The 18,078-nt window shown below is 52.7% G+C and carries 14 protein-coding genes; all 14 read left to right on the top strand.

Annotation, left to right across the window (positions count from 1 at the left end):
* Window positions 1-6 precede the first annotated feature (6 nt).
* The 14 genes from JYE49_RS06375 (at window position 7) to JYE49_RS06310 (ending at window position 17,971) form a co-directional block, all read left to right on the top strand.
* A complete protein-coding gene (locus tag JYE49_RS06375; protein WP_093958514.1) occupies window positions 7-2,589 on the top strand; it encodes a DUF5696 domain-containing protein in 2,583 nt (860 codons plus the stop codon).
* On the top strand, window positions 2,586-3,566 hold the full coding sequence (locus JYE49_RS06370; RefSeq protein ID WP_283399480.1) for a carbohydrate ABC transporter permease: 981 nt from the start codon (window positions 2,586-2,588) through the stop codon (window positions 3,564-3,566). The genes JYE49_RS06375 and JYE49_RS06370 overlap by 4 nt, the downstream gene beginning before the upstream one ends.
* On the top strand, window positions 3,559-4,569 hold the full coding sequence (locus JYE49_RS06365; protein WP_093958515.1) for a carbohydrate ABC transporter permease: 1,011 nt from the start codon (window positions 3,559-3,561) through the stop codon (window positions 4,567-4,569). Before JYE49_RS06370 ends, JYE49_RS06365 begins: the two co-directional genes overlap by 8 nt.
* 156 nt (window positions 4,570-4,725) lie before the next feature.
* Entirely contained in the window at window positions 4,726-6,162 is a 1,437-nt protein-coding gene (locus JYE49_RS06360) for an ABC transporter substrate-binding protein (RefSeq protein ID WP_093958516.1), read from the top strand.
* Between the two features lie 158 nt (window positions 6,163-6,320).
* Window positions 6,321-7,877, top strand: a complete 1,557-nt coding sequence (locus JYE49_RS06355) for an endo-1,4-beta-xylanase (RefSeq protein ID WP_093958518.1) — start codon at window positions 6,321-6,323, stop codon at window positions 7,875-7,877.
* 168 nt (window positions 7,878-8,045) lie between these two features.
* Window positions 8,046-8,969 (top strand): S26 family signal peptidase, encoded by a 924-nt coding sequence (locus tag JYE49_RS06350; RefSeq protein ID WP_093958519.1) that lies wholly within the window; start codon window positions 8,046-8,048, stop codon window positions 8,967-8,969.
* The gene (locus JYE49_RS06345; RefSeq protein WP_093958520.1) at window positions 8,966-9,928 is read left to right on the top strand and encodes a sortase; all 963 of its coding nucleotides are present in this window, start codon (window positions 8,966-8,968) and stop codon (window positions 9,926-9,928) included. The genes JYE49_RS06350 and JYE49_RS06345 overlap by 4 nt, the downstream gene beginning before the upstream one ends.
* Complete coding sequence (locus JYE49_RS06340; protein ID WP_143754555.1) at window positions 9,925-10,824, top strand: prealbumin-like fold domain-containing protein; 900 nt, start codon at window positions 9,925-9,927, stop codon at window positions 10,822-10,824. Before JYE49_RS06345 ends, JYE49_RS06340 begins: the two co-directional genes overlap by 4 nt.
* 25 nt (window positions 10,825-10,849) lie before the next feature.
* Window positions 10,850-12,865, top strand: coding sequence for an ABC transporter substrate-binding protein (locus JYE49_RS06335; RefSeq protein ID WP_093958521.1), 2,016 nt, complete (start codon window positions 10,850-10,852; stop codon window positions 12,863-12,865).
* Window positions 12,866-12,897: 32 nt separating this feature from the next.
* Window positions 12,898-13,293: a hypothetical protein gene (locus JYE49_RS06330; protein WP_093958522.1), complete on the top strand. Its 396-nt coding sequence runs from the start codon at window positions 12,898-12,900 to the stop codon at window positions 13,291-13,293.
* Window positions 13,294-13,307: 14 nt separating this feature from the next.
* Window positions 13,308-13,907 carry a signal peptidase I gene (gene lepB / locus JYE49_RS06325; RefSeq protein WP_093958523.1) on the top strand — a complete coding sequence of 200 codons (600 nt, stop codon included), beginning with the start codon at window positions 13,308-13,310 and terminating at the stop codon, window positions 13,905-13,907.
* 211 nt (window positions 13,908-14,118) lie between these two features.
* Window positions 14,119-15,603 (top strand): isopeptide-forming domain-containing fimbrial protein, encoded by a 1,485-nt coding sequence (locus tag JYE49_RS06320; RefSeq protein WP_179217456.1) that lies wholly within the window; start codon window positions 14,119-14,121, stop codon window positions 15,601-15,603.
* 219 nt (window positions 15,604-15,822) lie between these two features.
* The gene (locus JYE49_RS06315) at window positions 15,823-17,040 is read left to right on the top strand and encodes a glycoside hydrolase family 5 protein (RefSeq protein WP_093958525.1); all 1,218 of its coding nucleotides are present in this window, start codon (window positions 15,823-15,825) and stop codon (window positions 17,038-17,040) included.
* Between the two features lie 16 nt (window positions 17,041-17,056).
* Window positions 17,057-17,971, top strand: a complete 915-nt coding sequence (locus tag JYE49_RS06310) for a class C sortase (protein ID WP_093958526.1) — start codon at window positions 17,057-17,059, stop codon at window positions 17,969-17,971.
* Window positions 17,972-18,078: the final 107 nt, after the last annotated feature.

The following is an 18,078-nucleotide window of genomic DNA, read 5'->3' as shown; positions in this document are numbered from 1 at the left end:
AAGACAATGAGAAAGAAATCCATCCTGAGGCGGCTGATTCCGTGGATCATTGCAATTGTACTGATCGCCGGGGCGGCGTTTGTGCTCAACAAAATTTATACCAGTCCGGGCAAGAGTTTTGCCAGGGATACAAAGATCATCTATTTTGAAGGCGACGGAAAGCCGCTGACCATGGAAAATGACCAGCTGCTCTTCGAAATGGACGGTGCGACAAGCCTGTTCAAGGTAACCAACAAGGCAACGGGCAAGGTGTGGTTTTCCAACCCGGAAAACCGCGAGAACGACAAGATTGCCCGCGGTACCACGCTGGAATACCTGTCCAGTACGCTGAATGTTTCATATTATGATGATATCAATAAGACAGAAATGAATAACTTCACAGGATCCATCAAAAACCAGAGCTTTGAGATCCTGCAGGAAGAAGACGGATCCATCCGTGTGAATTATTCCCTGGGAAAGAATGCCGGTAAGCGGTATATCATTCCGAACGCTATGACACGGGAAAGATACGATACCTTCCTGAAAGCAATGAGCAAGAAGGACCAGGGTAAATTCAAAAACCACTATACCCTGTATGAAACGAAAAAGCTGGACAGCAAAAAGAACAAGGATGAGATCATTGCCCTGTATCCCAGTGTGCTGGAGCAGGATCTGTACATCCTGAAGTCTGACCGGAAAGATGAACAGAAGAAACAGGCGGAAGATCTCCTGCAAAAAGCCGGATATACCGAAGAGGATTATCTGCTGGACCAGGAACTGATGGCCGGCGAAAAGGAAAGCAGCGGACCGGTGTTCAATATCAGCGTCCTTTACAGGCTGGAAGGCAAGGACCTGGTTGTATCCGTGCCGTACAGCGATATCACCTGCTCCTCGGATTATCCGCTGGTCTTTGTGGACGTGCTGCCGATGTTCGGCGCTGCGGGAACAGATCAGGAAGGGTTTACCCTGGTTCCGGAAGGCGGCGGAGCCATTATCCGCTATAACAACGGAAGACTGTCCCAGAGTTCCTACTATGCCAATATGTACGGCTGGGATTACGGTACAAAGCGGGACAGCGTTACCAGTGAAACCGAAAACGCGTTCCCTGTCTTTGGCATGAGCCATGAGGACGGTTCTTTCATCTGTATTATGGAAGGCGCAGATTCCTATGGCGGTGTGTGCGCCGATATTTCCGGACGACTGAACGAATACAACACGGTCTTCGGAAGATATAACATTCTGCATTCTGACAATGTGGAAGTGGACGAAAAGAAGTCCGCGCGTCTGTTCCTGATGTACGAGAAGCAGATCCCGGATGATACGCTGGTTCAGCGTTACCGCTTCCTGGACGGCAACGGATACGTGAATATGGCGGAAACCTACGGTGAGTATCTGCGTGCCAAGCCCGAAATGCGCGGTGAGTGCGCGTCCGAAGAGATGCCGGTGAATGTGGAACTGGTCGGTGCAATCAACAAGGTTGAAGTCAAACTGGGCCTGCCGATGGAAGCCATCGTGCCCACCACGACTTTTGAACAGGCTGAAAGCATCATGAACGACTTCCTGGATGGCGGCGTAAAAGACCTGAACCTCCGGATGACAGGCTGGTGCAACGGCGGCGCCATGCAGAGAGTGCTTACCAGCATCCATGTCGAAGGCTGCCTGGGCGGCGAAAACGGCATGAAGAAGCTGATTGCCAGCGCTGCGGCAAAGGGCGTGGACCTGTACTTTGACGGCATTTCCTGCTTCGCCTATCACAGCAACATCCTGAACGGATTCAACACGCTGTCCGATTCCGCAAGGGCAACGACACGGAATGTGATTAAACTGTATCCTTATGACATCGTCACATATCGTCAGTCCACCTGGATGGATAAATACACGTATTACCTGGTGAAACCGTCCTATGCCAAGCAATGTGCGGAGAACCTGATCAACGGCCTGAAGGATCGTGGTGTTGCGGGCGTTGCATTCCGTGATATCGGCAATCTGCTCAGCGCTGACTACCAGGACAGCAATACGGTGACCCGTGAACAGGTCAAGGTTATGGATACGCAGACACTGGAGGACGCGGTTTCTGCAGGACTGAAGGTCATCATCAAGGAGGGTAACGCATACTCGATTCCCTATGCGGACCTGATCACCGACATGAACCTGACCGGCAATGCCTACGCCCTGCTGGACTACAGCATTCCCTTCTACCAGATTGCCATTCACGGCCTGAAGGATTACACCGGCGAGGCACTGAACCTGGCAGGGGATCCGCAGACGCTGCTGCTTGAATCCGCGGAATATGGCGCCGGCCTGAACTTCACCTTCATGGAGAAGGATACCAGGGTGCTGAAGGACACAATGTTCAGTTGCTATACTTCCTCTCATTATGAGCCCTGGAAAGAGGAAGTCATCGCGATGATCACCCGGTACCAGAAGGAAATGTCCGGTCTGAACCGCCAGGCCATCATCGGACATGAGCGGCTGAACGAGGATGTGGCGGTGACCACATACGCCGACGGTACACAGGTTTATGTCAACTACAGCACAAGGGATTACAGAGCCGGAAGCGTAAAAGTACCCGCGCGGGATTACCTGGTGAAAAGAGGTGGCGGACAATGAGTAAAAAGAACCGGAAATACCGGGAACACTGGTACAGCGGCATTACCGAAGCGTTCCAGATGTTCTTCCCCGGCAGCAAGATCTATCATACGATTCCTGCCCGCCGTGCCCGCACCGGAGTATTATTTATCCTGCCTTTCATTATCGGCTTCCTCGCGTTCATGGTGAAACCGCTGGCGGTATCCCTGCAGATGAGCTTCAGCCGGTATATCATCAATACCGGTGAGATGACTTACAACGGCATTTACAACTACAACTATGCATTCAATACGGACCCGGATTTCAACAAGATGCTGGTGGACGAAATCAGCCGTATGGCCATCAACGTGATTGCCACGCTAGTTATGAGCTTCGTGATCGCCGTGATCCTGAACCAGAAATTCAAGGGCCGGATCCTGTGCCGGATTATCTTCTTCCTGCCGGTTATCCTGTCTTCCGGCGTGCTGCCCGGCATTGAAACCAACAGCAGCTCCCTGAACCTGCTCAACAGCATGTCGGAAGCAATGGGGGATTCATCGGGGGTCAACATAGCAGCTTCCATTGAGGATCTGCTGCAGGTATCCGGCGTCGGCCAGGGTGTGTTCGATGTCGTATTCCAGATGATCAACTCGATATACGACATCGTGATGGCCAGCGGTATCCAGATCATCGTATTCCTGTCCGGACTGCAGTCCATTTCCCCGTCGCTTTACGAGGCGGCGGATGTGGAAGGCTGCTCCGCATGGGAATCCTTCTGGAAAATCACTTTCCCGATGGTCAGCCCGCTGCTGCTGGTGAACTGCATCTACACGATCATTGACTTCTTCATGAAGAATAACAACCAGGTCATGGAGCATATCAACAACATCTATATGAACGGCGTTCGAATGGATCTGGGCATTGCGGCGGCTGAAAGCTGGATCTACTTTGCCGTTGCGATCGTCTTTATCGGCATCAGCGCTTTCATCATCTCAAGGGCGGTGAAATCCTATGAGTAAAGATAATACGATCTTTATCGGAAAGAATAAGAGCTTCAAAGAACGGAACCGCCGCAGCGGCGGCTACCTGATGAAGCGCAGGATCAAGGAGATCAGCATTTCCGTTATCCGGGCCCTGCTGATGTTCGGTCTCTGCTTTATGATCATTTCCCCGATGATCAGCCGTCTTTCCATGAGCCTGATGGAAGAGAAGGATCTGTACGATACCACGATCGTGCTGCTGCCCCGGAATATTACGCTGGATAACTTTACGGCAGTGGCACGGGCAACATCCATGCCCACATCCATGCTCAATACCCTGTGGATTTCTATCCTGAGCAGTATCTGCCAGGTTGTGGCCTGTACACTGGTGGCTTATGGATTTGCACGGTTTGAGTTTCCCCTGAAAAAGTTCTGGTTTGCCTGCGTCATTGCTTTGATTATCATTCCGCCGCAGACGATCCAGAGCGCCCTGTACCGCACGTTTACCCGTTTTGATCTTTTCGGCATTATTACACTGTTCAACGGTCAGCCGCTGAACATCCGTAAGTCCCTGTGGCCCTATCTGATGATGTGCCTGACCTGCATGGGACTGAAGGACGGCCTGTATATCTACATGCTGAGGCAGTATTTCAAGAATGTGCCGGAAAGTCTGGAAGAGGCAGCCTATGTGGATGGCTGCGGAACCATGCATACCTTCCTGAAGATCATGCTTCCGGACGCGGTACCGATTATCGCCAGCTGTTTCCTGTTCAGCTTCGTGTGGCAATGGACGGATCTGTTCTATTCGCGGAATTTCCTGTCCGGATATAAGCTCTATGCGCCTGAACTGAGCTCGATTACAGACCGGATGGCGGACGAACTGTCCAAGATGGCGGGTACACCTGTGACGCCGTCCGCAGGACGTTCCCTGCAGCTGATCTCCATCGGCGTGCTGTTCTGCTGTGTTCCGCTGATCATTCTGTACTGTTTCACGCAGCGTACATTCGTGGAAAGCCTGGCCATGACAGGCTCCAAGGAATAAGCACAAAATGCGAAAAATGTACATACTTGTACTTGATTAAATGGAAAATACGGTCTATAATTGTCCTGAACGGCGGGGGATCCGCAACTTACAATTGTACCTATACAGATTTCCGCGGGAAATCTGTAAGGAAATAAAAAAGGAGGTTTTCTCATTATGAAGAAAATCATGGCTCTGGTATTGGCCGCTCTGATGGTTCTGGGCTGCTGCAGCTTCGCTGCGGCGGAAGACATTCCGGAAGAATATCCGGAAATCATCGAAGGCCTCGACTTCGGTGGTGCTACTGTCTATATCAACGACTGGTATTCTTCCGGTGAGCGCGCTGAAGAACCCACCGAAGAACAGCAGGCTCAGTATGACTACTGGGATTGGCTGGAAGAAACCTACAATGTGAAGCTTGTTGAAATCAAGCTGGGCGACTGGGACGGCATGGTTGCTGAACTCCAGAACATCGTTTCCAACAAGGACAACAGCGAACTGCGCATCGTCGGCGTGTCCGGCGGTTTCTGCGGCCCCGTTCTGGCGAACGGCCTGTTCTCTGAATGGACCTATGGTCTTGAGAACTTCAACCAGGCGACGGTTGAATTCATGACCATCGGCGGCAAGTGCTACGGCGTTTGCGGCGGCAAGTTCTTCGAGCCCCGTCAGTGCGTGTTCTTCAACAAGAAGGTTCTGGAAGACGCCGGCATCAAGTGGGACGAAATCTATGACGCTCAGGCTGACGGAAGCTGGACCTGGGAAAAGATGGAAAGCTACATGGACGCTGTGAAGGCCGATAAGGACAACGACGGCGAACTGGACGTCTTCGCCCTGACCGGTAACTTCGATGACGGCGTTGTGGGTCTGGTTGTGAGCAACGACGCTGACTTCTATGAGAAGACCGCTGAAGGCAAACTGGTTTACTCCGCTGACAGCGACAACACCCTGGCTGCCCTGAACCGCGCCCAGGAATGGAACCGGAACTACTATCGTCCCTACGTCAACTGGGATGACTATAAGCAGTTCTGGCCGGAAGGCAATGTTGCTTTCCTGATTGGTCAGTCCTATGAAGGCTTCAACGGCAACGACGTCGTGAACAACGTTGAAGAGTGGGGCTGCGTCTGCATGCCCAAGGGACCCGCTGCTGAAGCTTACACCAGCGCTGCTGACAACAACGTGTTCGGTATTCCCGCCGTGTACGACGAGGAGACCTCTCTGAAGCTGCAGCAGATCTACACCCTGTATCGGAAGAACCCCGTCATCGACGCGGATGAAGATGCATGGGCGACCCGCCTGTACGAACTGACCGATGAGCGCGCTGTCGAAGAGACCTACGCTTATCTGCGTGAGAACGGCACCATCATGAACTTCAACTACATCGGAGACCGCAACAGCACCATCGGCCCGAACCTGACCTGGGGCATCATGGGCGGCGCTGCTTCCGAGCAGGTTGAAGCTGCACGTCTGGCCATGGAAGATATGGCTGCTGTGTTCAACGGCGACAAGACTCAGGAACAGGTTGACGCTGAAAAGGCCGAGCGCGATGCCGCTGCTGCCGCTGCTGCTGAAGCCGCTGCTGCTGAAGAAGCCGCTGAGGAACCCGCTGCTGAATAAGCCGGATAATCCTTCGGTTTTCCGGACCGCCCGCAAGGGCGGTCCTTTTTGTATCCATTTCAGAATTATGGTTTTTATGATGCATTACACCTTGAATAATCCGATCTGAACAGGTAGAATATGTACGAACAAATTCGTGTCAGAAAGGACCTAATATCATGGGTAAAAAGCTTCTGGTTTTCCTGATGATTCTCTCCCTGCTGGGAAGTTGTGTTTCCGTACTGGCGGATGACGCGGTAACTGTCTATACCTCTGATTTCAGCAAGGATACTGACGGATGGTATGGCCGTGGAGCGCAGTCTGCCAGGACCGCCGAAAGCACGCTGAAAACCACCGGACGGCAGAGCAGCTGGAACTCCCCTGGACGGGATTTCGACCTGGTGGAGGGCGGCAAATATAACCTGAGCGTTGAAGTGAAGCAGGATGAGCTGGACAGCGCCAATTTCATGATCTCCATTGCCCACAGCGTGGAAGGAATGGAAACCTATGAGAACCTGGCTTTCGGCAAGGCGAAAAAGGGCGAATGGACCACCCTGACAGGCAGTTACACTGCCGGTCACTTTGACCGCAGCGTACTGTATGTGGAGACCACCGGTGCCGATACGCTGGACTTTGAAATCCGCGCTTTTACGGTTACCGCGCCGGAAGGCGTACCGGAACCCAAGCTGACGGAGCCCCCTATGGTGATCGAAGAAGCGGACAGCATGCCGAGCCTGAAGGAAATCTACGCGGACAAGTTTGATTTCGGCTCTGCCGCACCTCAGATGGTATTCCGTGATCCGAAATGGATGAACCTGATGAAGGAACAGTTCAGCATCCTGACGCCGGAAAACGAAATGAAGCCGGATGCGGTTCTGGATGTGAACGGAAGCAAGGCGCTGCTGAAGGAAACCGGGGATGAAACAGCGGTGGCAGTTCATTTTGACGCGGCCAAGTCGCTGCTGCGGTTTGCACAAAGCAACGGAATTAAAGTCCATGGTCATGTACTGGTCTGGCACAGCCAGACGCCTGAAGCGTTCTTCCATGAGGACTATGACGCCAAGAAGCCGCTGGTGAGCCGGGAAGTAATGCTGGGCCGGATGGAAAACTATATCAAGGGCGTCTTTGAGTATCTTGACGCCAACTATCCGGGCGTAGTTGTTTCCTGGGATGTGCTGAACGAAGCAATTGACGACGGGAGCAACTGGCTGCGGAACAGCAACTGGAAAAAGATCATCGGCGATGACTATCCGAACTTTGCCTATGCCTACGCGCGGAAATACGCGCCGGAAGGCACGAAGCTCTACTATAACGATTACAATACCGCCATCGGGGGAAAGCTCCGGGGCATTGTGAAGCTGCTGAACACCCTGATTCCGGAAGGCAATATTGACGGATACGGCTTTCAGATGCATCATAACGTTTCTTTCCCCTCCATTCAGCAGATCAGGACAGCGGTGGAAACCATTGCCGCCCTGGGACTGCGCCTGCGGGTGAGCGAGCTGGATGTGACGGTGAGCAATAACAGCGAGGCCTCCTTTAAGAAGCAGGCAAAGTATTATGCGGACGTGATGAAAATCCTGATTGACCATGCGGATCAGTTTGAAGCGGTCCAGGTATGGGGACTGACGGATATGATGAGCTGGCGGGGCAGCCAGTTCCCGCTGCTGTTTGACGGCAGGGGAAATCCGAAACCTGCGTTCTGGGCAGTTGCGGATCCGGAAAACTACCAGTGATGATACAGGAGGGGAAACCCTCCTGTTTTCATTTAGTATGAATTGGAAAAAACTTGAAAAGGAAAGTTAATCGCGTTATACTCACAATGGTTATATATAAATTAATCTGTTTTTTTCCGGTAACTGTTTGACCGGTTTATTCCGGAATACCGGACAGGGAGAGAACGGATGGAAATCTATCATCCCAGAGATGAAGAGCTGCTTCGGGAAATGAAGCGAGTGAGACGTTCCGACAGACGGAGACGTCTCTGCCGGGGTCTGATTATTTTACTGACCCTGAGCATTGCTGTCGGTCTGTTTGTATTCCTCCGGTATTACCAGCTGGCAGTGGCACACGGAACCGGGATGGGGGATACACTGCCGGAGGGAAGCCTGCTGCTCATACGCAAATCGGAAGCAGGACAGGTATTTCATGCCGGGGATATCATCCTGTATGAAAAGAGACTGGCCAAACCGGTTGAACTGACGATCCTGAGCCCCAAAGGGAAAACCCGCCGTTACTGCCGGTACGTCCTTTACCGGGACGTGGGAACCACAAGGCAGTACTACGCGTCCACAGAAGGAGGAAATGCCTGGATTTCCACTGTAACGGGCGCAGATATCTTTGAGAGTACCGAAGAGGGAACGGTCAGCATAGGTACAGAGAACCTGAAGAACGGTGAATACTGGCTGAAGGAAGTGGAAGCCTCCTACGGCCAGGCGGTGCTGACGGATCCGATTCCGTTTGCGGTTGTCAATCCGGTCAAAACACAGCTTAAGCGTGTGCTGGCAGGCCCCGGGGAACGGGTGGTGCTGAGCCCTTACGCCGAGACACGGGTAAACGGACTGGAAATCAGCACAGACTATACTTCCGGCCGCACAGAAGACGCTGCGCCGGAAGGCCGCCGGGTGATCATGGCCAGGGACCGGTATTTTGTGCAGGGAGACCAGCTGAGTCTTTCAGTGGACAGCCGGGAAACAGACTACAGTACGGTTTCTGAAGGGGAGATCCTGGGGCGGGCAGAGTTTGCACTTTGGCCGCTGCAGAGTTTCGGAAACCTGACAGGCAGACAGACTGTTGTCGCCGGTACGGAAACGGAGGCGGCGGAATGAAAAAACTGCTTGCATGGATTCTCGCTTTCCTGCTGCTGGCTGTCGTCTTCGGTCACTTCCTGTATCCTGTTTTATCCGACCAGCTGGGCAGGCACCGTGACGCTGAGATCATGCAGGGATACCGGGAAAAGACGGCGGCAATGGACAAGGAGCAGCGCGAAAAGCTATTTGCGGAAGCAGCGGAATGGAACGCTGGCCTGGAAGAAATCCGGATGGAGGATATCTTCACGGCCGGGATTACAAGAACGACCCGGGATTACCAGAACCATATGAACGTCCATTCGGGCGTGATTGCCGGACTGGTAATCCCTGATATCGGAATATCCCTGCCTGTGTATCATCTGAGTACTGAAACACCGGCGACACAGAAACTGATTCATGTGGACACAAGTTCCCTGCCGGCGGACGGAAGCCGGGAAAACATCGTCCTCGCGGGACCTGGCGTGCTGAAGGCTGAAGGCATCCTGGGGGATATCGGACTGACGGACGACCGGATGCTGGAAGACCTGGACAAGCTGATTCCCGGCAGCCTGGTAATCCTGAATGTGCTGGACCGGACGATGGTATACCGGGTCAAAGGCGTTCAGATGCTGTCTCCTGCCGGACTGAAAGAGCTGGATCTGACGCCTGGAGAAGGGGACGAAAAGCTGACGCTCGTTTCCCAGCGGAAGGACCAGCGGCTGCTGGTTCAGGCGGAGCGGATCCCGATCCGGGAGGCCCGGACGCTGCTGGCGGAAAATGACCAGGCTACCTTCCCGGCAAACTGGCAGAACGTATTGCTGCTGGGTTGTCCGGTGCTGCTGGCGGGCTTGCTGGTGCTGTGGATGATTGAACTGATCCGGGGACGGTTTTACCGCCTCCCCGATGAAGGAAAAAGGGAAGATCCGGAACAGATGGAGAAAGCCCTGGAAACCATGGATCAGATTTCGAATGAAATCAAAGAGGAAGAAGAGACATGAAGAGACGCGGAATGGGAATGCTGTGCATCGCGATTGTATTCGCGCTGCTGTTTTCCTGTGTGTCTGTTCCGGCTGGCACGGAGGAAGCAAACGACGGCTGGCTGAGTATTACCATAGGTGATGACCGGAACGAGTTTGACCCGTCCGGAATCCGGATGGCGATTTATCTGATTGCCACAGGCGATTACGGCGACTGGACGATGGAGGATACCTTCAGCGATATCACAGTCTTCGTGCGGAGTGACGGTTCCGCCTCCGTGGATATGACGCTGAGCCAGATCCGGCAGCGGATCGCGGACCGGAAAATCAAACCGACCGCCGACGGAGTCAGCGATGAGAAGGGTAAAATCGAGTTTAAGGAGCTGGCTCACGGGATTTACTATGTCGAGATGACAGCAGGACCGGAACGCCTGACGATGAGCGCCATGCTGCTGTCCGTGCCGAACAGCACCGGCAGCGTACAGGTGCGGGCGATGGCCAAGTATGAATACGAAACACCGACGCCCAGTCCGACGCCGTCGCCGAAGCCTACGTTTACACCTTTTGTACCGCCGGTTGATCCGGTAACACCTTCGCCAACGCCATCCCCGACGCCTTCTCCGACGCCGACTGTGCCGGCGGATGAATCGCCGACACCGTCTGTAACACCGGAAGTCACACCGACGGCCCCTGAAACCGTCACAGAGAAACCTACTGCCGGTCCGACAGGGAAACCAGTCATTACCAAAAAGCCGGTTCCGACGCCGCCACCGACAGAGTCCCCGAACACACCGGTTCCGAGACATGTGCCCACACTGCGGCCGAATCCCGGGGAAACGACGATTGCCATTGAGGATTATGAAGTTGCACTTGGCCTTTACAATATCCAGATCCATGTGGGCGTTTGCTTTGAGTAAGACCTGAAGGGAAGGTTCAGGAGTCATGAGAAGATTGATTGCGATGCTTACCGCCGGAATCCTGCTGTTCAGCGGGAGTGCAGCCTTCGCGGAGGCACCTGCCCTTACATATCCGGACAGGGATTACGGGGAACTGGTCGTCGGCAATCCGACGCGGATGGACGGAAAGTTCTTTACGGGCATGTGGGGAAACGCCACAACAGATATTGATGTCCGGACCCTGGTTCACGCTTATTACCTGGTGGAATGGGGCTATGACAGCGGTTTCCTGAGAGCCAATCCGGTCGTTGCTTCCGCCCAGGGTGTTTTTGAGGATTCAAAGGGTGTCCGGATCTACCGGTTCCAGCTTTGCGACGACCTGTATTATTCCGACGGAACAGAGATTACTGCCTGGGACTACGCTTTTTCTGTATTGTTCCAGGCTGCGCCGGAAATTGCCGAACTGGGCGGGCGGCCCATGGATCTTTCCTACCTGGAAGGCTATGAAGAGTATATTTCCGGAGAAGTACCTTATCTCTCCGGCGTCAGGGTGACGGATGAAAGGATGATTGAATTCCGGGTCAAACCGGAAGCACTGCCGTATTTCTTTGAGATGTACCGGATGGGATTCCTGCCGTATCCCATTCACGAAATCGCGCCCGGCTGCAAGGTGTATGATGACGGGAAAGGCGTATATATCGGCAACGAGGATCCGGAGGTGGAAGGGAAGATCTTCTGCACGGAACTGCTCCAGGCTACGGTCATGGATCCGGAGAATGGCTACCTGTCCCATCCAACGGTGGGCAGCGGCCCCTATGTGCTGACATCCTGGGACGGGGAAACCTGCACATTCGAGATCAATCCCTATTTCAAGGGGAATGCGGAAGGTTTCAAACCCACGATCCCGAAACTGCGTTTTACCCTGGCAAAAGATGAAGATATGATTGAAAAGCTGGAAGCGGATGAATTCCAGCTGCTGAACAAAGTGGTCCGCAGGGATACAATTACAAAGGGAATTGAACTGGTTTCTGAAGGAAAAGGATATACATTGACCAACTATCCCCGGATCGGTCTTTCCTTCATTGTCTTCACCCCGGACAGGCCGGCAGTGCAGGAAAAGAACGTACGCCAGGCGATTGCCTACTGTATGGACAAGAAAGCCTTGCAGGATGAATACACCTATCTGTACGGCATTCCTGTAGATGGAATGCTGGGCATCGGCCAGTGGATGTATGGCATGGTAAAGGGGACGGAAGACTATCCGGAGACACTGCCGGAGGATCCCACACCGGAGGAAGAGGAAGCATACGACGCCAGGATTGAGGAGTGGGAATCCCTTTCCCTGGATGGCGTGAAACATTATGAGCTGAATGTGGAAAAGGCCAGACGACTGCTGGACGCGGACGGCTGGACAATGAACGAGAACGGCGAACGGTATGCCGCCGGCAGGGACGATGTACGCTGCAAAAAGGTACAGGGTGAACTGCTGACGCTGGACCTGACCCTAGCGTATCCGGAAAGCAATGAAATGGCGGAGGCCATGGAGGCTTGTTTTGTCGAACCCCTGAAAGAAGCCGGCATCCGCCTGACGCTGGTCCCCATGACGATGAACGACCTGGTGCATGCTTATCACGACCGGGATATTGAGGGTATCGACATGTTCTACGTGGGGGATGACTTCAATATTGAATTTGATCCCCAGCTGTTCTTCCTGGCGGGAGACCCGGAAGCGCCGGCGGAGGACACCCTGGCCTGGGCGCATGCGCAGATGTCGGAATATGCCCGGCAGATGCTGGAAACCGTGCCGAGCGATGCGCTGGGTTTTGTGCAGAAATGGATCACCCTCCAGGAACAGCTGAGCGAGCTGCTGCCGCTGATTCCGGTATACTCCAATGTATACTATGATTTCTATACCAGCGACCTGATGAACTATGACATCATCCGGTATATTACCTGGGGCGACGCCATCGTCGCGTCCAGCTACTATAACGTGTACCAGTCCATGGTGGACCGGGGAATCGATCCAACCGATACAGAGGACGAATTCGAAATACTGCCGTAAGGAAATGCGGCTGGATTGCGGAGGAACAGTGCATGGCCAAAAACATGCTGAAAAGCCTTGGGCGTTTTGAACTGCTGGAACTGATCTATACCATGCGCAAGGAAAACCTGGAACTGAAGGAACGCTGTGAAGCGGCTGAGCGGAAAGTTGCTGAGATCCGGGAACAGACGGACAAGCAGCTGGATTATGCGCGCCGGGATTATGAAAACCGGATTGAGGAACTCCGGATGCAGGGTGCCGCGAAGGACCTGCAGATCCGGATGAAGAAGATCGAGGAACAGCTGCGGCTGCTGCAGAAGCTGACCATGGTGGATATCGACCTGCCGGAACTGCCGACAGAGGAAGAGATTGAGCAGGCGGCAAAGCAGGAAGAAAAGGAACCGGAAGCAGAAACCGATGCCCCGGAGGAAGACGGGAAAACTGAGTAAACGAGGGAACAGCCATGGCCAGGAAACCCAGGAGAGCCGATACACTGCCGGATCTGAACGAGATTGAATCCGAAATGAGCCAGGTCCGCAGCAAGGGAAAGTTCAGGCAGGCACTGAAGGGTACCATCGGGACGTTTATCGTGGTGGCAGCCCTGGCAGTGATCGTAGCCTTCATCTTCCTGCCGGTTCTGCGGATTACGAACGGACACAATATGGAACCCGGCTTCCAGCCGGGGGATATCGTGTTGCTGACGAAAAACGACGAAGTGAACAACGGTGAGATCTGCGCTTTTTACTTTAACAACAAGCTGCTCCTGCGCCGCGTGATCGCGCGGGAAGGAGATACGGTTGAGATTGACGAGAAAGGCTATGTGAAGGTAAACGGTGAGTTCCTGGAGGAAGACGGGTACATTTCAGAGCATGCGCTGGGCCAATGCGACATTGATTTCCCGTTCCGGGTGCCTGCCGGACAGTTCTTTGTGCTGGGAGACAACCGGGACTATGCCTTTGACAGCAGGGCAACCAATTTCGGCTGTATTTCCCAGGAAGAGATCTTCGGGAAACCGATGGCCCGGATTTACCCTTTTAACCGGCTTGGCTGGTTCGGATTCTGAGAGAAGGAAACATATGGAAAAAACGTTCAAAAATAGCGACAGATGTATGCAAAAGCATTGACAACTATTGGAAACACGCCTATAATTACATCACAATAGAAAACCTGTATGCAATGTTACTGAATAACGGAGATCCTGAAGGGTATTCATTAAAAGCATTTAATTGATAAACCGCTTTGTGATCAAAATAATGAATGAGGGGATGCTGACAATGAAAAAACTGTTTGCTTTGATGCTGGCGCTGGCTATGATGCTGACGGTGGTGTGTGCCTTCGCGGAAGGTGAGGGCGGAGAAGGCGGCGGAGAAACGGGTGGAGAGACGACAACCGGTACGACTTCAACTCCAAGCATCACGATTGAATCTACTTCAAAGGAAGCAGAGGCTGCAACGGATACTACTCAATATACTTGGTACCGGATCCTGGAAGCTGATATAGGTAAGGATCCGGAAATAAATGGTACTAGTCAGTCAGGTGGTGGAGTAACCTACCATACGGATTCAGCAACTAAAGCAGCAGCCCTGGAAGGGACTAACTTGTTTAATCTCAGTCAGATTGGTGATACAAACTATTGGTCTGTAGAGCTGAAAGATCCGAATACGTCAGGGGCACAGATCGCAGAAGCCATAGGTAACATTGAAAATTTTAGAAATATATTCCCTAAAGGGACATTCAGCCAGGAAGAAGTGGCCGGCAGTGCTACCACTGGAGCTGTGGCTCCCGGATATTATTACATTGAATCCACAGCCGGTAAGGAAGTGGTTGTGCAGACACTGACCGCTGTAACCATTAAAGAAAAGAATACTTTCCCGACAGTAGAAAAAGAAGTCGATTCTGATGATAAAAATGCTCAAATCGGAGACGAGATTACATATACCCTGAAAGTTAAAGTCCCGTCCACAGCAAATGATGATATCGTTCTGACAGACACCATGACTGCCGGCCTGAGTTATAAAAAGGTTGAATCAATGAAGATAGGCGGAGTGAATGGTGAAGATGTAGCTGCGGATAATTATACAGCTGAAGCCACAGCGACCGGGTTTACCCTTACTTTGCCCAAGGAGCTTGTGGAATCTGCTGCTGCAGAGGCAGATGCGAACACAAAGTATACAGAAATTGTAATTGTCTACACAGCGGTTCTCGACGGGGATGCCCAGACGGCCAATCCGGAAAAGAACTCGGTTGTTCTGGCTTACGGTGAACATTACACAACGGTTCCCAAGGAAACAGAAATCAGGACTTATGAATTTACATTTGATAAAGTAGACGGTGTAACGAATGGAAAACTGGCAGGTGCAGAGTTCAAACTTCTGCTGGCCGGAAATCCTATGCGGCTGGTTAAAGTGACCGAGGGAGAAGTATACCGGGTTGCAATGCCTGATGAAACGGAAAACGTAACAGATACAATTGTTACCAATGGGAGTACGATAACAATTAATGGCTTGGATACGGATAATTCCTATAAGCTGCAGGAAACAAAAGCCCCCACAGGTGGTTACACTATCCTGAAGGAGCCTATTGATATAGAGGCGTCGGCTCCGGCTCCTAATAAGAAACCAATGGAGATAAGAAATAATCAAGGCACGGTTCTTCCCAGCACCGGCGGTTCCGGTACCACGATCTTCTACGTGATCGGCGGACTGCTGATCATCGGCGCGGCTGTGGTCCTGGTGGCCCGCCGCAAGGCACAGGAATAATCACTGAGAATATCGAAAAGCCCGGACTCTGAGGGGTCCGGGCTTTTCTGAATTCAAAATTCATAATTCATAATTCATAATTAAGATTGAACTGAAAGCGGGAAAAGTTACAATTCAGGTTCGTGAAAACTGCTTGTACAAACGTTTGCTTGAAGAGGGAAGGCTGTTTGCGTATAATAGCAGCAGGACGAAAACCTTTACACGGGAGGAACATACAGGATGCAGAAGAAGACGATTGTGGCGCTGCTGCTGGCGCTTTGCCTGGTGGTCAGTGCAGCCGCAGGACTGGCGGAACCACCGGTCCAGACGGAAGGAATTACGATCCCGGTGATTGAGGATATGAAGCAATTTGATATTCCGAATACTGATGCCATGAAGCTGATGCGCGACATGAAGTGCGGATGGAACCTGGGGAACACGTTTGACGCGTATAACGGATACAGTACGCATGATAACGGTACGGGCATGGAAACCAGCTGGGTTGGGGCAAAGACTACCCCGGAACTGATCACGGCCATCAAGGAAGCCGGATTCAATACGATCCGCATTCCGGTGAGCTGGCATAACCATGTAGATGAAAATGATGTCATCGACAAGGAATGGATTGACCGGGTGAGGGAAGTGGCCGGCTGGGCACTGGACCTGGGGATGTATGTTATTGTGAATGTGCACCACGACAATGACGTCAAATACCTCTATCCGGATACTGTCCATTATGACCGTTCTGCGGCTTACCTGACTTCCATCTGGACCCAGATGGCAGAAGCTTTCAAGGACTGTGACGAACACCTGATCCTGGAATCCATGAACGAACCCCGGCTGGTGGGCACACAGTATGAATGGAGCTGGAGCAACGCTGTATCCGACTGCCGCCTTTCCGCCAAATACATCAATCAACTGAACCAGCTGTTTGTGGACATTGTCCGGACTTCCGGCGGAAACAACGCGACGCGGTACCTGGCGGTGCCGGCCTACTGCGCGGCGCCCTGGAACGCGGCGGACCAGGCTTTCCAGCTGCCGAATGATACTGTTGAAAAGCGGATCATTGTATCAGCCCATGCCTATACGCCTTACAACTTTGCCCTGAATCTCCAGAGTAATGACCGCACCTTTGACCTGGAAAAAGACCAGAGCAAGAAGAGCGAGATTGCCGGCTTTATGAACAGCCTGTATAACAGGTTCGTCAAGTACGGCACCCCGGTGATGATGGACGAGTTCGGCGCGCTGGACAAGAGCGGCAACCTGCAGGACCGGGTCAATTTCACGGCCTACTATGTGGCTTCAGCCAGTGCCCGGGGAATTACCTGCGTCTGGTGGGACAATCATGCGTTCAGCGGAAACGGGGAACGCTTCGGCCTGATCCGGCGCAACACGCTGGAATGGGTCTATCCGGATATTGCCCTGGCCATCCAGGCGAACTGCCTGATCAACCGGTAAGGAAGTAAACAGGATCATGAAGAAAGCGGGAAAGACTCCGAAAGGCGGAGCCGGGAAACAAAAGAAACACCGGGTATCGAACCTGATCCTGGTGCTGATTCTGCTTGCCGGCGTAGCCATTGCGGGGTATCCGGCGTTCAGCGATTACTGGAACAGTATGCACCAGACCCGGGCAATTGCGGGATACGCGGAGCGCGTGGCCGAACTGAGCAACGACGAATATGCCGCCGTATGGGAAGCTGCACTGGACTACAACCGGAGGCTGGCTTCCAACCCGAATCCCTGGGCCATGTCCGACGAAGACATAGACGACTATGAACGGCAGCTGAACGTGGACGGTACGGGAAATATGGGATTCATTTCCATCCCACGGATTGACGTGAACCTGCCGGTCTATCACGGAACAAGCGAAGCGGTGCTGCAGAACTCCATCGGACATATTGACGAGACCTCCCTGCCGGCAGGCAGCATACATCCGGACGAGGATGATTATGACAAGGTGGAATATGCCTCCCACAGTGTGCTGAGCGGCCATCGCGGCCTGCCGAGCGCCAAACTGTTCAGTGATCTGGACGTGATGGAAATAGGAGATGTATTTTACCTGACTGTCCTGGACCAGACGCTGACCTATCAGGTGGACAAGATTACGGTCATCCTGCCGGAAGACAGCTCTGAGCTGGGGCTGTTTCCAGGCAAAGACTACTGCACGCTGATGACCTGTACGCCCTACGGCATCAATACGCACCGGCTGCTGGTACGCGGCGTGCGGGTGGAAAACGACAAGGAACTGATCGACGTGCGTGTGACGGCAGATGCCCTGAAGGTGGAGCCGCTGTATGTGGTTCCGTTTATCGCGGGGCCGGTTTTGTTGCTGATGATCCTTTGGGTTGTGCTGTTTGCGGGCCGAAAAAAGAAGTCAAGATATTATTAGACGAAAAAAAACATTACAAATACCCCTGAAAGGCCGGAAATATCCGGCCTTTTTAGTACAAATTATTGACAAAAACAGGAAACAGATACATAATAACCATGGATAAG

Source organism: Aristaeella hokkaidonensis (genome assembly GCF_018128945.1).
Taxonomy (GTDB): Bacteria; Bacillota; Clostridia; order Christensenellales; family Aristaeellaceae; genus Aristaeella; species Aristaeella hokkaidonensis.
This window is presented reverse-complemented; position numbering and strand designations above follow the sequence as displayed.

Bases quoted from the DNA above. Each gene is read 5' to 3' on its own strand.
- JYE49_RS06335 (WP_093958521.1), top strand. From the start codon at position 10,850: ATGAGAAGATTGATTGCGATGCTTACCGCCGGAATCCTGCTGTTCAGC.
- JYE49_RS06345 (WP_093958520.1), top strand. From the start codon at position 8,966: ATGAAAAAACTGCTTGCATGGATTCTCGCTTTCCTGCTGCTGGCTGTC.
- JYE49_RS06365 (WP_093958515.1), top strand. From the start codon at position 3,559: ATGAGTAAAGATAATACGATCTTTATCGGAAAGAATAAGAGCTTCAAA.
- lepB (WP_093958523.1), top strand. From the start codon at position 13,308: ATGGCCAGGAAACCCAGGAGAGCCGATACACTGCCGGATCTGAACGAG.
- JYE49_RS06360 (WP_093958516.1), top strand. From the start codon at position 4,726: ATGAAGAAAATCATGGCTCTGGTATTGGCCGCTCTGATGGTTCTGGGC.
- JYE49_RS06310 (WP_093958526.1), top strand. From the start codon at position 17,057: ATGAAGAAAGCGGGAAAGACTCCGAAAGGCGGAGCCGGGAAACAAAAG.
- JYE49_RS06350 (WP_093958519.1), top strand. From the start codon at position 8,046: ATGGAAATCTATCATCCCAGAGATGAAGAGCTGCTTCGGGAAATGAAG.
- JYE49_RS06320 (WP_179217456.1), top strand. From the start codon at position 14,119: ATGAAAAAACTGTTTGCTTTGATGCTGGCGCTGGCTATGATGCTGACG.
- JYE49_RS06355 (WP_093958518.1), top strand. From the start codon at position 6,321: ATGGGTAAAAAGCTTCTGGTTTTCCTGATGATTCTCTCCCTGCTGGGA.
- JYE49_RS06330 (WP_093958522.1), top strand. From the start codon at position 12,898: ATGGCCAAAAACATGCTGAAAAGCCTTGGGCGTTTTGAACTGCTGGAA.
- JYE49_RS06370 (WP_283399480.1), top strand. From the start codon at position 2,586: ATGAGTAAAAAGAACCGGAAATACCGGGAACACTGGTACAGCGGCATT.
- JYE49_RS06340 (WP_143754555.1), top strand. From the start codon at position 9,925: ATGAAGAGACGCGGAATGGGAATGCTGTGCATCGCGATTGTATTCGCG.
- JYE49_RS06315 (WP_093958525.1), top strand. From the start codon at position 15,823: ATGCAGAAGAAGACGATTGTGGCGCTGCTGCTGGCGCTTTGCCTGGTG.
- JYE49_RS06375 (WP_093958514.1), top strand. From the start codon at position 7: ATGAGAAAGAAATCCATCCTGAGGCGGCTGATTCCGTGGATCATTGCA.